13 protein-coding genes are annotated in these 13797 nt (G+C 43.8%); 1 reads left to right on the top strand and 12 read right to left on the bottom strand.

The genetic code is table 11. The features are described from left to right. Positions 1-109: 109 nt before the first annotated feature. The 4 genes from infA to trxB all read right to left on the bottom strand — a co-directional run bounded on the left by infA (position 110) and on the right by trxB (position 3116). Positions 110-328 (bottom strand): translation initiation factor IF-1, encoded by a 219-nt coding sequence (infA, locus tag ABMY45_RS18425; RefSeq protein ID WP_002962494.1) that lies wholly within the window; start codon positions 326-328, stop codon positions 110-112. A gap of 304 nt (positions 329-632) precedes the next feature. Then, positions 633-1364 (bottom strand): arginyltransferase, encoded by a 732-nt coding sequence (locus ABMY45_RS18420; RefSeq protein ID WP_010604914.1) that lies wholly within the window; start codon positions 1362-1364, stop codon positions 633-635. Further along, a complete protein-coding gene (aat, locus tag ABMY45_RS18415; protein ID WP_010604913.1) occupies positions 1357-2073 on the bottom strand; it encodes a leucyl/phenylalanyl-tRNA--protein transferase in 717 nt (238 codons plus the stop codon). Before aat ends, ABMY45_RS18420 begins: the two co-directional genes overlap by 8 nt. Before the next feature lie 89 nt (positions 2074-2162). Beyond that, on the bottom strand, positions 2163-3116 hold the full coding sequence (trxB, locus tag ABMY45_RS18410) for a thioredoxin-disulfide reductase (RefSeq protein WP_349289321.1): 954 nt from the start codon (positions 3114-3116) through the stop codon (positions 2163-2165). Between the two features lie 286 nt (positions 3117-3402). Between trxB and pssA the strand changes: the two genes are divergently transcribed. Further along, complete coding sequence (gene pssA, locus ABMY45_RS18405; RefSeq protein ID WP_349289320.1) at positions 3403-4728, top strand: CDP-diacylglycerol--serine O-phosphatidyltransferase; 1326 nt, start codon at positions 3403-3405, stop codon at positions 4726-4728. A 51-nt stretch (positions 4729-4779) separates the two neighbouring features. On the opposite strand, the gene asnB is transcribed toward pssA, so the two are convergent. From asnB to ABMY45_RS18365, 8 genes are all read right to left on the bottom strand, one after another. Next, positions 4780-6450 carry an asparagine synthase B gene (gene asnB / locus ABMY45_RS18400; protein ID WP_045988083.1) on the bottom strand — a complete coding sequence of 557 codons (1671 nt, stop codon included), beginning with the start codon at positions 6448-6450 and terminating at the stop codon, positions 4780-4782. A gap of 188 nt (positions 6451-6638) precedes the next feature. Continuing rightward, positions 6639-7301, bottom strand: a complete 663-nt coding sequence (gene pcp / locus ABMY45_RS18395; protein WP_206473153.1) for a pyroglutamyl-peptidase I — start codon at positions 7299-7301, stop codon at positions 6639-6641. After that, positions 7301-8311, bottom strand: coding sequence for a DUF979 domain-containing protein (locus ABMY45_RS18390; RefSeq protein ID WP_349289319.1), 1011 nt, complete (start codon positions 8309-8311; stop codon positions 7301-7303). The genes pcp and ABMY45_RS18390 overlap by 1 nt, the downstream gene beginning before the upstream one ends. Continuing rightward, positions 8308-9066 carry a DUF969 domain-containing protein gene (locus ABMY45_RS18385; protein WP_010372454.1) on the bottom strand — a complete coding sequence of 253 codons (759 nt, stop codon included), beginning with the start codon at positions 9064-9066 and terminating at the stop codon, positions 8308-8310. The genes ABMY45_RS18390 and ABMY45_RS18385 overlap by 4 nt, the downstream gene beginning before the upstream one ends. Further along, positions 9059-9997, bottom strand: a complete 939-nt coding sequence (locus ABMY45_RS18380) for a biotin-dependent carboxyltransferase family protein (RefSeq protein ID WP_174168787.1) — start codon at positions 9995-9997, stop codon at positions 9059-9061. The genes ABMY45_RS18385 and ABMY45_RS18380 overlap by 8 nt, the downstream gene beginning before the upstream one ends. Further along, positions 9991-10641, bottom strand: a complete 651-nt coding sequence (pxpB, locus tag ABMY45_RS18375) for a 5-oxoprolinase subunit PxpB (protein WP_010604906.1) — start codon at positions 10639-10641, stop codon at positions 9991-9993. Before pxpB ends, ABMY45_RS18380 begins: the two co-directional genes overlap by 7 nt. A 142-nt stretch (positions 10642-10783) precedes the next feature. Then, positions 10784-12298 (bottom strand): leucyl aminopeptidase, encoded by a 1515-nt coding sequence (locus ABMY45_RS18370; RefSeq protein ID WP_349289318.1) that lies wholly within the window; start codon positions 12296-12298, stop codon positions 10784-10786. Between the two features lie 86 nt (positions 12299-12384). Continuing rightward, positions 12385-13701 carry an MFS transporter gene (locus ABMY45_RS18365; protein WP_010604904.1) on the bottom strand — a complete coding sequence of 439 codons (1317 nt, stop codon included), beginning with the start codon at positions 13699-13701 and terminating at the stop codon, positions 12385-12387. Positions 13702-13797 lie beyond the last annotated feature (96 nt).

The raw sequence follows: 13797 nt of genomic DNA, 5'->3' as shown, positions 1-13797 counted from the left end.
ACTAATTGCTTGAGTGAACTTGGTATACCTAAGTAACATCAGTATGTTGAAGTCGCTTGGGTATCAACGAGTTTACGGCATCAACTTAGTATAAATCTACACACGCAGATTAACGAGCACGGAAGACAATACGTCCCTTTGATAGGTCGTAAGGCGTCATTTCAACAGTAACTTTGTCACCAGTCAAAATACGGATGTAGTTTTTGCGCATTTTTCCAGAAATATGTGCAACAACCACGTGACCATTTTCTAGTTCAACACGGAACATTGTGTTTGGTAGCGTGTCAAGGACCGTGCCTTGCATTTCAATTACGTCTTCTTTCGCCATGTGTAGCGTATCACCTCTTGGTTAAATTAAACGATGCAGATTTTGCCCAAAAGCGGGGAATAAGTAAAGTTACAAGCTGATTTTTTGTTAATTTGGTCGTTTATTCAGCCAGTTTTACTAAAGTTTTTCGCTTCTATTCCTAACGCATCTCAAAATCTGGAGCCATATTACTAGGCAAGGGCGCTATTCTAGCATAGGAAAGTCTGCTAGTAACGCATGTTTTTTGTCCATGCAACGGGATAATAAGGGTGTAAAAGGAGAAGTATTCCTGCATTTGAGCTTAAGCATGCAGGAATACTAAGCACTAACCACAAGATTGCGGGGGAGCGGGATCAATATCTTGCCAAATATCTTTAACTAACTTTTGTGCTGGAACAAATTGGGTTTTGTAACGCATTTTTTTACATTCGTCGATTTGATAACCCAAGTACAAATAGGGTTTATTCTGTTTCGCCGCCTGTTCTAACTGAGCCATGATCATGATAGTACCGATACTTAGTGATTCATACTCAGGATCGAAAAAGGTGTAAATAGCAGACAATGAATAGGGCATTGAATCTGTGACCGCCACTGCAATTAATTTATCTTTGTGCCATAGCTCGATAAAGACGATGTTCATCCAACGACAAAATAAGAAGCTTTCGTACTGGAGACGGTTAGGTGGGTACATAGAGCCATCGCTGTGGCGTAGACTGATATATTTCTCGTATAACGGATAGTATTCAGGCCGCTCCTGATGGCTAATAATAAGCTGATAATCTTGTTTTAATTTATTACGTTTGCGCTTTTGAGATTTACTCGGTTTAAATTCTTGAGTTAATACTCTTACTGATTGACAAGCTGAGCATGCGGGACAGTGCGGACGATAAATCTGGTCTCCACTGCGGCGAAACCCTAATGCTAACAATTGTTCAAATCTATCTGGGCTGTAACAATTTGGGTCTAGAATAACCAGTAACTGTTCCTTCTGCTCAGGTAAATAACTACAACTAAATTGTTGGCTCAGTCCGATTTTAGAAGGAAAGTGTTCATTCATAGATAGCTTTCAACTCCTGAGGCTGCCACATTGATGATGGGATCTCAAATCGATCCGCCAATCTAAGTCTAGTCAAAAACTCGCTCCTTGGTACAACTTTTAATCCCAAACTTGTTAAATAAGGATTTTCGAGTTGGCAATCAATAAAATGTGCTTGATGGGCTTTGAGCCAATTAACCAGTGCCCACATCGCCATTTTGGACGTATTAGGTAAGGTGTGGAACATAGATTCACCACAAAATACACCGGACTGCATGATGCCATAGAGCCCGCCAACGAGGTTGCCTTTATCCCATACCTCCACACTATGTGCTAATCCCTGAATGTGTGCTTGCTGATACGCAGCCAACATCGCATTCGTGATCCAAGTTCCTTCAGCGGCCATTCGTTGATTTCTACAAGCTTGAATCACTTGTGAAAAGGCGGTATTGATTGTGACGGTCGGACTGAGTTTGCGTTGGGCTTTTCTTAGCGTTTTACCACAATGAAAATCTTGAAGCTCCAAGATCCCGCGTTCGCTTGGGCTCCACCACATGATTGGCTCACCTTCATTAAACCAAGGAAAGATCCCATTGGCATAAGCGTTTTTCAGTCGTTTTACCTGTAAACACCCGCCAATGGCAAGCAGTCCATCTGGTTCAGACAAGGCATAGTGATTTGGCGGAAAGCGAAAGTCATCGCGGGCGAGATGGAACAGTTGTTGGATCATTGAACAAACTACAAGATTGTTATTTATTTCAATATAGCAAATTAAGGCAAGGAGGGAAGAGGGCCAGTCTAGACCGACCCATTTATCTATTATTTTTGGCTGTCTAAGAAGCGCTCTGCATCTAGTGCTGCCATACAGCCTGTACCTGCTGAGGTAATTGCTTGACGGTAAATGTGGTCAGACACATCACCAGCTGCAAATACACCTTCAACACTAGTCTGTGTTGCATTACCATTGAGGCCTGATTGCACTACCAAATAACCATCTTTCATCTCTAGCTGGCCCTCAAACATATCTGTGTTTGGTTTGTGACCAATCGCGATGAAAACACCAGCAAGATCAAGCTGCTCTGTCGCTTCTGAATCAGCATCTTTGATACGAATACCAGTAACACCCATCTCATCACCTAGTACTTCATCTAGTGTGTGATTTAGGTGTAATACTACGTTACCGTTCGCCGCTTTATCCATTAAGCGATCGGCAAGAATTTTCTCACTACGGAAAGAATCGCGGCGGTGAATAACATGTACTTCTTCAGCGATATTTGATAGGTAAAGTGCTTCTTCAACCGCGGTATTACCACCACCAACAACCGCAACCTTTTGACCACGATAGAAGAATCCATCACAAGTTGCACAAGCAGATACGCCACGGCCTTGGAACGCTGTTTCAGACTCAAGACCAAGGTATTTAGCAGATGCACCTGTTGCGATGATTAACGCATCACAAGTATAAGTGCCTTGATCGCCAGTGAGTGTGAAAGGGCGCTTCGTCACGTCAACTTTGTTGATGTGATCGAAAATGATTTCAGTTTCAAAGCGCTCTGCATGCTCTTTCATACGGTCCATAAGAGCTGGACCCGTTAAACCATGTGCATCACCAGGCCAGTTCTCGACTTCAGTAGTTGTAGTCAGCTGACCACCTTGCTGCATACCTGTGATTAGTACTGGGTTTAAATTTGCCCGTGCTGCGTATACCGCGGCAGTGTAACCCGCAGGACCCGAACCTAAAATCAACAGTTTGCAGTGTTTTGCATCGCTCATGTAATTTTCCTAACTAAATTCTAAAAAATGCTATTAAGCAAAAGTTTGTTCGATTCTATGTAATTCAATAGGGAAGTAAATAAAAAACCGTAATCTGATTTGGTATAAATTGGCAAGTTGTCAAAAAATTTGTACTGTTTTGTTTTAAATCGACTACAGATTGAGCAATCTTGTTCGGGACTAGCAAAAAACAGCAGTATTTCATGACCTCAGGTTTTTTTTTTGATATGTTTTAGAGAATTTTGTTTTGCTATCAAGAGTTGATAGCCTAATTGAAAAGGTACATATGGCATTTTGGCAGAATACCCCAGGCTTCGGGTTAAGTGCACAAGATTGTGAGGTGTTAACTGATGCTAAGCAATATCATCAGACACTTTTACAACTGATCTCACAGGCAAAAACGCGTATTTATATCACCGCACTTTATTTACAAGATGATGAGGCGGGTCGTGAGATATTGCACGCATTGCACGAGGCTGCACAGCAAAATCCAGACTTAACGGTAAAAGTGTTGGTTGATTTTCACCGTGCGCAACGTGGCCTGATTGGTGCTGAAAAGTCAGAAGGCAACGCCAAGCTATATTGTGATTTAAAAGAGCAGCTAGGCACTCAAGTTGAAGTGTATGGTGTGCCGGTAAAAGCAAAAGAGCTTTTTGGTGTGTTGCATTTAAAAGGCTTTGTTATTGACGACATCCTGCTTTATAGCGGTGCTAGTTTAAATAATGTCTATTTGCATCAAGATGAAAAATACCGCCTAGACCGCTATTTTGTGATTAAACAAGCACAGCTCGCGGATAGCTTTTGCCACTTTACCGACCATGTGCTGATAGCGTCTGACGCAGTACCTAGACTCGACATCCGCCCATTACCTACTTTATTCGACATTCGTACTGAGCAAAAACAGCTGATGAAACAGTTGAAAAAGGCCAGTTATGATATTTCAAAGGCGAACAGTCGAGAAGGTCTTACGGTTCGTCCATTTTTAGGTTTTGGTCGTAGAACTAATAAGCTAAACCGTCTTATTAAGGCGCTTTTCGATACCACAGAACAAGAGTTAGTGCTTTACACCCCTTACTTCAATTTTCCGGCTCCTTTACTTCGCTCATTACGTCGTTTACTGAAAACAGGTAAAAAGGTGACAATAGTGGTGGGGGATAAAACGGCAAATGATTTCTATATCAGTCCAGAGCAGCCATTTAGCCGAATTGGTGCGCTTCCTTATTTGTACGAAACCATTTTGTATAAATTTATCAAGTCTCAACGCCGCTTCATAAACGCCGGATTGCTGGATGTGTATCTGTGGCAAGATGGCAACAACTCGTTTCACTTGAAGGGAGTGAGCAAAGATGGTGATACGCATTTAATGAGTGGTCATAACCTCAACCCAAGGGCGTGGGGGTTAGATATTGAAAATGGTATTCTAATAGAAGATCCCGACAAAGCACTGTTGCCTCAAATCGAGTTAGAAAAACAAGAGATATTAAAACATTGCCGTCGCATCGATAGCCACGACGATCTCGAGACGCTGGGGGATTATCCAGCACCTGTGAAAAAACTCCTTGGTCAGGCCAAGCGTGTGAAAGTCGACTTTATTATCAAGCGTTTTATTTAACGCAAGAACTGATAATTTTAAAAAAGGGACGAGCGTCCCTTTTTTACTTTCTTATTTTTGATTATACGCTTCGTTGTGTGAGCTTGCTGCGCGACCTGATGGATCGGCATTGCGCTGGAAGGACTCGTCCCAGGCAAGTGCTTCGGGTGTTGAACACGCCACAGACTTGCCGTGAGGAACACACTTAGCTGCCGCTTCTCCTGGGAAATGCGACTCAAAAATGGTGCGATAATAATAGGCTTCTTTGCTATCCGGTGTATTGATTGGATAGCGGTAGTGGGCGTTTTCAAGATCCGAGTCGCTCACTTGCTGACTGACATACTCTTTTAGTGAATCGATCCAGCTATAGCCTACGCCATCAGAAAACTGCTCTTTTTGGCGCCACAATACGTCATCGGGTAAATAGCCATCAAACGCCTCACGGATAATGTGTTTTTCGATACGGCCATCTTTACACATTTTGTAGTCTGGGTTGGTACGCATGGCAATATCGACAAATTCTTTATCTAAGAAGGGAACACGTGCTTCAACCCCCCAAGCTGCCATCGACTTATTTGCACGTAGGCAATCAAACATATGCAGTTTCGAGACCTTTCGGTTTAGCTCGTTGTGAAACTCCTCAGCATTTGGTGCTTTGTGGAAATACAAATAGCCGCCAAATAGTTCATCGGCCCCTTCACCGGATAGCACCATTTTAATGCCCATTGCTTTAATGTAGCGTGCCATAAGGTACATAGGAGTAGAAGCGCGAATGGTTGTGACATCGTAGGTCTCTAGGTGATAGACCACTTCTTTAAGGGCATCAATCCCTTGTTGTACGGTAAAGTGAATGGGATGGTGAACTGTGCCGATTTTATCCGCTACCTTTTGTGCTGCAGCGAGATCGGGTGAACCTTCCAGGCCAATGGAAAATGAGTGAAGTTTTGGCCACCAAGCATCGGAAGCATCATCATCTTCGATACGCTTTGCTGCGAACTTTTGTGTGATAGCGGAAATCACAGAAGAATCGAGACCACCAGACAACAACACGCCATATGGCACATCGCACATCAATTGGCGTTTTACTGCGGCTTCTAGCCCATTTTTAACCGCTTCGGGGCTGGCCTCATTGTCTTTTACAGCACTAAACGCTTGCCAGTCGCGTTGGTAATACTCTCTTGGACCCCCTTCTTTTGAATACCAATAATGGCCAGGAGGAAACTCTTCAATTTGTGTACAAATAGGTGTGAGCGCTTTCATTTCGCTGGCGACATAGAGGTTACCGCTTTGATCACGGCCAGTGTAAAGTGGAATGATACCGATATGATCACGACCAATTAAAAAGGCATCTTCCGTTTCATCGTACAAACAAAATGCAAAAATTCCATTGAGATCATCTAAAAACTCAGGGCCTTTTTGCTTGTATAGCGCCAAGATCACTTCACAGTCTGACTCTGTTTGAAATTCAAATGGAACGGTCAGTGCTTTTGCAAGCTCTTTATGATTATAAATTTCACCATTTACCGCCAAAATATGTGTTTTTTCAGGGTTAAATAATGGTTGTGCGCCGCTAGAAACGCCGACAATTGCCAAACGTTCATGAACTAGGATGGCTTTTTCACTTGAATATACCCCTGACCAGTCGGGGCCACGGTGTCTTAGTTTTTTTGACATTTCGATCGCTTGCTCTCGAAGTGCAAGGGGATCGGTCTTGATGTCAAGTACGCCGAAAATTGAACACATATTTCCTCATTCCTATTTATGTGTTGATAATATCAACAAATTATTATTGCTCACGGAAGCATAGTTACCATGAGATAGTTTAAGTTCTACCAAAAATAATTTGATAAGTCACACAATGAAATAGAGAAAATGTGAATTTTTTGTGATATGCAATGGTGCAATCTTGCACCATTGTAGGGCAATTCTTATTAGTGTGTCGTTCCAGCGACAAGCTTAATATCTTGCTTTTGTGTAATGGCACTGGTTAATAGGATCTTTATTCCTTTAACTAGGGTGTCAATGTCCATACTGGGTGCACCAGGGTGGTGCGCCGCTTGGGAGGGCAAGTATGGAATATGCACAAAGCCACCACGGCACGCTAAGTCATGTGTACTAAGATAGTGCAGTAATCCATACATCACATGGTTGCACACGTAAGTACCCGCAGTATTAGAAATACTTGCAGGAACTCCCGCCTGAATCGCACTACTTAGCATACTTTTTATTGGTAAAGAGGCAAAGTAAGCATCGGGTCCGTGTGTAACGACTGGTGTATCTATCGGCTGGTTTCCTGCGTTGTCGGCTATTCTGGCATCGTTGATGTTAATCGCGATACGTTCGATGGAGATATCACAGCGTCCACCAGCCTGGCCTAAACAGATCACGATGCTTGGGTGATACTTATCTATCGCTTGTGTTAAAGACTCAATACTTTTGTCAAATTCACAAGGTAACTCTTTTGTGTGGATCAGGTGGCCTTCAATGGTCTCACCTTCTAATAGCTGAGCTAATTGCCATGAAGGGTTTATGGACTCACCACCAAATGGGGTGAACCCAGTAACGAGGACACAAGGTTTACTGTAACTGGACATTAAAAAACGACTCCGTACATAAGAAAAATATTAATCACCAATAACGTTATAGCGGTTGGTATTTGCACTTTAATGACTTGGTATTTATCTTTTAAATCTAACAGTGCCGCTGGCACTATGTTGAAGTTAGCGGCCATCGGTGTCATCAGTGTTCCGCAATAACCCGAATACATGCCAATTGCGACGAGCGGCGCAGGATCAGCGCCATGCCCCTGGATCAAAAATGGCAGCGCAATACCCGCCGTCATTACCGGAAATGCGGCAAAAGCATTGCCCATAATCATGGTAAAGAGTGCCATGCCCACACAATACAGTACAACGAGCATAAAACGGTTATCTGGCGAAATAAACAATGTCACTAAGTCTTGGATAGCAGTGCCTGTGTTGGCGACGATAAATACACCGCCAAGCATTGCTAACATCTGTGGCAATATTGCTGCCCACCCTATTGAATCGACTAAGCGACGAGACTCAGAAAGTGCTTGTAGTGGACTGCCTTTGGTTATTTTCCAGCTCACCAGCAATGCGATGGCGCAAGCGAGTGTCAGTGCTGAAAGCGTCACATGTTCCTGATCGAATAGATAAAAATCGCCGAGCTGGATCTCACTTAAGATGATAGTGCAGATAACGGTAACTATTGGAATAAGTACAGCAGGAACAAACAATTTATTACCAAACCGATTTGCATCTTCTGTTTTAGCTCGTTCGCACGGCATGTCGTAATTTCCCATGGAAACCATATTCATACCTGCAAGTAGTGCGATGATCACCACGTTGATGCCAATCCATAAATATGTATTTCGGTCACCAATCAACGCGATAGAAGCATCACCAAAGATAAAGACAGAGCCAAATAAAAACCAAAATAGGGCGGTGGTGAGGCGCTTAGGATGGGCCTTATCTTGTAGCGTTTTCACCACTAAAAACATCACAATAAAGCCAATTAATAAATAGATGTTGTCAATTGAAAGTAAGCTAGATTGCGCGTCAGGAGTGTTCATTAAGCTCATAATGACTCCTCCTTAAGCGCTGAATTTGTATTGCTAGGTGTTTGCTCTTCTTCGCTTTGTTGCTGCTGACAGCGCGCAATTTCTGCCCGGATTTTTGCCTCAAATCGCGCTAACCGGAAAAGATGAACAATGAGCGCGGCAATTGCGGTTGGTATTGCCCAAAGTCCGATATGTAGCGGTTCAATCCCGGCAATGCCGTTTTCTTTTAGAAATGCATCCATCAGTAGTACAGCACCAAAGGCGATAAAAATATCCTCGCCAAAGAACACGGCAATGTTATCGCAGGCGGCAGCATGTGCGCCTATCATGTCTTTTACATCTTGTGGCAGGTCGCCGTATTGGTTTGCCGCAGCGCCGATCGCCATCGGAGCAAGCAGTGGTCTAACGGTTTGCGCTTGGCCCGCTAAATTGATTAACCCCAGCGCAGCGGAGCACTCACGGACCACAAAATACATACTTAAAATTCGAGAAGTGGTTGCCCCTTTTATGCCCGCAACCCAAGCTTTAGCGCGTTGCTGTAAACCGTAACGCTCTAAAATCGCAATCACGGGTAAGATAAGTAGAAAGCTTGCAAGCTGGCGAGAGTTCATAAACTTTTCGCCAAAGGTGGCAATTAAGTCGACAAAGTCTATCCCAACGGCAAAACCAGTAACTAGACCTGCCGAGGTGACAACCAACAAGGGATTAAACCTCAGAGCAAAGCCAATAACAATCACAGCAATGCCCGAAAGAGGAAGGAGATTTAGCTCAGTCATTTTGTTGTTCTTTATTTTTAAGCGCTAGCCTTAGCTGATTGAGATGCGCCTGTACTCGGTGAGATTCCTTTGCTGCATCTATAAGGGATGTTGATTTTAAATGGATACAATCGCCCGCGCCCAATTGGCTCAAGTGGCGCATATCGGCTTGAATGATGGTACCAATAATTGGATAACCGCCTGTGGTTTGGCAGTCATTCAATAGGATAATGGGCTCGCCACTAGGGGGGAGCTGAATAACGCCTGGGTGGACAGCTTGGGTTGCAATATTATGTGCATGCACTAGGCTACTATGGCCACTTAGGCGAATACCCATACGATTACTGCTGGGATTTACTTTCCAAATGGTGTCGTTTAATACACTCAGTGTCTGTTTGGAAATTAACTCGAGATGTGGGCCTGGGATAAAATGAATGAGCTTTTCGTAGCTGGGCTGCAGGCCACCAACGGCGTCCTTGGCAGTGCTTGGCGTGTAGCTCAGCTTGTCCCCTTGTTTAAGAGCTCGGCCGCTTATACCCCCAAAGCCTGCCATGAGATCGGTTGAATAACTCCCAAGCAGCTTGTCTATGTTGGTAAATCCACCTTCGACCACCAAATAAGCGCGTAAACCATCGCGGTTTTGTTTAAATGTTAGCTTATCTCCAGCTTTAGCCCTGTAGCGCCAGCAAGGGTATATCACTTCATCGTTTAAAGCAGCATTGAGATCTGCCCCTGTGATAACAAAGTTAGTGGGGGCGTGGAAGTGAAATTCACATAAGCCAATGGTCACTTCAATAGCTGCATTATCGTCGTCATTTGACAAGAGTGTATTTGCAAGTTTAAGCGCAACAGGGTCGATGACACCTGCTTGACTTACTCCTAAGTGGCGAAGTCCTTGACGGCCAATGTCTTGAATAGTTGAAAGTGGCCCAGGTTTAATAACTTCTAGCATGATTTCTCCACAAAACGCACGATATCTCCCGGTTGCAGCAAGCTTGCTGACGCAGAATTTGGGTCAAATAGCGTAGTATTGGTTTGTCCAAGTAAATGCCAGCCACCGGGAGATTGACTCGGATAAATTGCACTGTAGCTGTCTGCGATGGCAATACTGCCTTTGGGGACTTTGGTAATTGGTGTGGATTTTCTGGGTAATTGAAGCGCAGCTGGTAACCCTGACAAGTAAGCAAAACCGGGTAAGAAGCCAATAAATTGTACTTGATAATCAACGCTTGAGTGTAGCTCGATAAGCTGTTTTGGTGTCAGTTGTAATTCGTCCGCTATGCGTTCAAAATCCTGTCCGAATTCTTTGCCATAAAACACCTCAATATGATGGTGTGTTGGCTTTACCTCTGCTACCTCTAGGTCTTGCCAATGTGCTTGGATTTTATGTTGCCACGGATCGGCTTTACGGGGGTCTTTTAAATAGGCAGTAACGGAAGATTTGGCAGGCACCACATCAATAAAATCACCGCTACTATCAAGCCATTTCTTGAGGGCGAACAGTCGTTGATTAATTGGACTTTTGCTATCAGGCAAACATGTTGCATTTACAACAATTGCTTGCTCACCTAATAGATAACAACTCACATCGGACATAGACAATAACAATTGGTTGCTTTGGTAAACGTTATATTTCTTATAACACACCTCGCAATTGAAACGAAGTTATTGCTATCAGTTGCCATTTTGTTGCAGTCACAAAAAAGCCGTGTTTAAACACGGCTTAAAATCTGAGGATTTATTTAGCAGTTAATAGCCACTCGCTTAAGAGGCGAACGCCATAGCCTGTACCACCAGTTGGTACTTCGTCTTTGGCTGAGCTTGAAAGTGCGTTACCGGCAATATCGATATGAACCCAACGGGTGTCACCTGCAAATTGTTGTAGGAAAGTTGCAGCAGTTGTTGCACCAGGACCACCTGAACCTACGTTTTGGAAATCGGCGATGTCAGATTTTAGTTTGTCCTTATAGCCAAGCGGTAGACGCCATACGTTTTCGTTCACAACCTTACCTGCGTTGGTAAATTCTGTAATTAAGCTATCATCTTCAGAGAAAATTGCTGAATATTCATTACCAACAGCACGAATTTTAGAGCCCGTTAATGTCGCGACGTCAATCATGATCTCAGGGCTGTAATGTTTACGTGCATACCACATCGCATCAGACAGCACCAAACGGCCTTCAGCATCTGTGTTGACCACTTCTACGCTAATACCTTCTGCAGTGCGCAGTACATCACCCGGTGCAATTGCATACTGAGACACCATATTTGCCGCCATACCCATGACTGCTACCACGTTTACGTCTGCTTTGCTTAGCGCCATTGCTTTTACTGTACCAAGCACGGCAGCTGCGCCCGCCATGTCAGATTTCATGCGTGCGATCGAAGCGCCGGTTTTGATGCTATAACCACCAGAATCGAAAGTAATACCTTTACCGATCAGGGCAATTGGTGTCTCGCTGTTACCTTTATAATGTGCAACAACTAAGCGAGAGCCGTGCTCACTACCACGGCCAACGCCCTCAAGCGCACCCATGCCAAGTTCTTTAAGTTCAGCTGGTGCTAGTACTTTTACTTCAACGCCATATTGTTCAAGTTCCTTTGCCGCTTTTGCAAAGTCTACTGGAGTCATTTCTGTTGCGACTTCAGAGGTTAAGTCGCGCGCTAAAAACACGCCAGCTTGAATGTGTTGTAGTGCTTTATACTGAGCCTGTGTTGCTTGTTTATCGGCAACGTCGAAGTGATAGCTTACGTTAAAAGTGTTTGGCTCTTTTTTGTATACTTCGAAGGTGTGGTCACGAAGGTTTGCACCGTGTGCAAATTGTGCTGCTAGTTCTGCATTTGAAAGCGCTCCCTCAACGTCTTCGAATGCAACCGCAACATTCTCCAGCTTTTTACCTTCGAATTTAGCGTGTAGGTTACCACCAAGTTTGGTCATTTTGCTGGCGTTGAGTTCGCCTGCGTCACCTAAACCAACAATGAAGATACGCTTATAATCAGAGTCTACAGGTGCTAATACTTCAACTGTTTTGCCATACGCGCCTTTAAAATCTTCAGCAGCAATTGCGCGCTCCAATTGTTTACGAGTGTCTTTATCTAGGAACTTTAGGTTACTTTGGTTTTCACCAGCTTGAAAAATTACCAGTGCATCAGCGTCTGCAAGCTTGGTATTGAACTCAAAGTCAGCGGCATTTGCAGAAGTCATACTGGCAACCGCCAGCGCTAAAGCAGAAAAACGCGTAGTCAATGACATAATTTTATCCTCAGATAACTAAAATTGCGGCGTTTTTACCTCATTTGGAGAAATTTAGACACAGTTTGTCGGTGAAGTAACAGCTTTTACCGTTCAGTGACATTAGGTAAGCGGCTTGTCAGCACGATGCCTAATATCGTGACCATAATGTAGAGTGCAAGTAACACATTAATTGAAAATACCGAGGCAACGACACCAAGTGCACTTGTTAATAAAAGTACAATACCGATAATTGTGTTACTGAGCGTGACGTAACTGGTGCGTTTGTTTCCTTCGGCCATATCGACCACGTAGGTTTTGCGGCCCACGCGCACGCCTTGGTGAGCGATGGCAATGACAAAATAGCAAAGTGGAATAAACCAGATTTTTTCTAGCAGTGAAGAATAAAATAAAGAAGTTGCCAGTAGTACAGCAGTGATAGCAACGGTGATTGTAGCACCATAAATCATTACGTGTTTACTGGATTGATCGGCAAGGCGACCCCAAAATGCACCACTGACTAAACTAGCAAGTCCAGATACCGCTAACAAAGCTGCCAACACCCATGCACCGTTGCCAATATTCTGCTGCGCCAGCACGGTGAAATAGGGCGGAATAAGCGCAGAACTTAATAGCAATCCACGGGCTAAAATGAACTTTTTAAGTATTGGATCGGTTTTCAACAGTGCTAAATCTTGCTTTATTTTATCTAATCCGCTTTCACCACCTTCGGTTGCCCCTTCATATTCTTTGATTTTTGAGAACGTTAACGCACCAATCAGCCAAAAGATTGCAGCTAGTACCAGTGTGATCACAAAGTTGACGTTGTTTACTTGAGTGGCAGCGATAAAAAGCCCAACACCAAATGTAACGGTTATAAGTCCACTGACAGAGGCGGCTTGGCCGCTAAGCTGGCCGCGCTTTTGTTTAGGGATAGTTTTACCGATGACATCTTTTGACGACACGGAACTTAAGCTGCGGGCGATGCTAAAAATCGCCAGTAATCCAAGTACCAACCAAGCGTATAATTGATTTTCAGTTTGCTGCCATGCAAGCAGTGCCATAAGTAGTACACAAATAGCTTGAGTAAGTGCGCCGAGAGACCAAAGGTGCTTTCGTTTAGCGTGCTTACGCACCCACTGGCCAATAAACAATTGTGGGATCAGTGAACCGGACTCGCGAATGGGGACCAGAGCCGATATCATATAAGCGGGAGCACCGAGTGATTGCATCAGCCAAGGTAGCGTGATCTTTGGGTTGAGTAGGGCATCTCCTAATTTGCTAAATAGTTGACTCAATAAAATAAGTACGTAGTTACCGGGAACTTCTTTACACGCCTTATCGTCAATCGCTTTACAGGCACGCGCTTCGTCATCATTGGTTAGCTTTTGATAGAGATTCTCACTTATTTTACTCACACCCATTCCTTTATTTTGCAGACAGCCTACTTCACTATCATGAACGACTTTAGATGAAATGATAATTAACCTTTAGCGGTCTCATTTAATACGCAGTAAATC

Source organism: Pseudoalteromonas sp. XMcav11-Q, from assembly GCF_040104525.1.
In the GTDB taxonomy this organism is placed as follows: domain Bacteria; phylum Pseudomonadota; class Gammaproteobacteria; order Enterobacterales; family Alteromonadaceae; genus Pseudoalteromonas.
Note: the sequence above shows the minus strand (reverse complement) of the source record. Positions and strands in the feature narration are given on the sequence as shown.

Bases quoted from the DNA above. Each gene is read 5' to 3' on its own strand.
- infA (WP_002962494.1), bottom strand. From the start codon at position 328: ATGGCGAAAGAAGACGTAATTGAAATGCAAGGCACGGTCCTTGACACG.
- ABMY45_RS18420 (WP_010604914.1), bottom strand. From the start codon at position 1,364: ATGAATGAACACTTTCCTTCTAAAATCGGACTGAGCCAACAATTTAGT.
- aat (WP_010604913.1), bottom strand. From the start codon at position 2,073: ATGATCCAACAACTGTTCCATCTCGCCCGCGATGACTTTCGCTTTCCG.
- trxB (WP_349289321.1), bottom strand. From the start codon at position 3,116: ATGAGCGATGCAAAACACTGCAAACTGTTGATTTTAGGTTCGGGTCCT.
- pssA (WP_349289320.1), top strand. From the start codon at position 3,403: ATGGCATTTTGGCAGAATACCCCAGGCTTCGGGTTAAGTGCACAAGAT.
- asnB (WP_045988083.1), bottom strand. From the start codon at position 6,450: ATGTGTTCAATTTTCGGCGTACTTGACATCAAGACCGATCCCCTTGCA.
- pcp (WP_206473153.1), bottom strand. From the start codon at position 7,301: ATGTCCAGTTACAGTAAACCTTGTGTCCTCGTTACTGGGTTCACCCCA.
- ABMY45_RS18390 (WP_349289319.1), bottom strand. From the start codon at position 8,311: ATGAGCTTAATGAACACTCCTGACGCGCAATCTAGCTTACTTTCAATT.
- ABMY45_RS18385 (WP_010372454.1), bottom strand. From the start codon at position 9,066: ATGACTGAGCTAAATCTCCTTCCTCTTTCGGGCATTGCTGTGATTGTT.
- ABMY45_RS18380 (WP_174168787.1), bottom strand. From the start codon at position 9,997: ATGCTAGAAGTTATTAAACCTGGGCCACTTTCAACTATTCAAGACATT.
- pxpB (WP_010604906.1), bottom strand. From the start codon at position 10,641: ATGTCCGATGTGAGTTGTTATCTATTAGGTGAGCAAGCAATTGTTGTA.
- ABMY45_RS18370 (WP_349289318.1), bottom strand. From the start codon at position 12,298: ATGTCATTGACTACGCGTTTTTCTGCTTTAGCGCTGGCGGTTGCCAGT.
- ABMY45_RS18365 (WP_010604904.1), bottom strand. From the start codon at position 13,701: ATGGGTGTGAGTAAAATAAGTGAGAATCTCTATCAAAAGCTAACCAAT.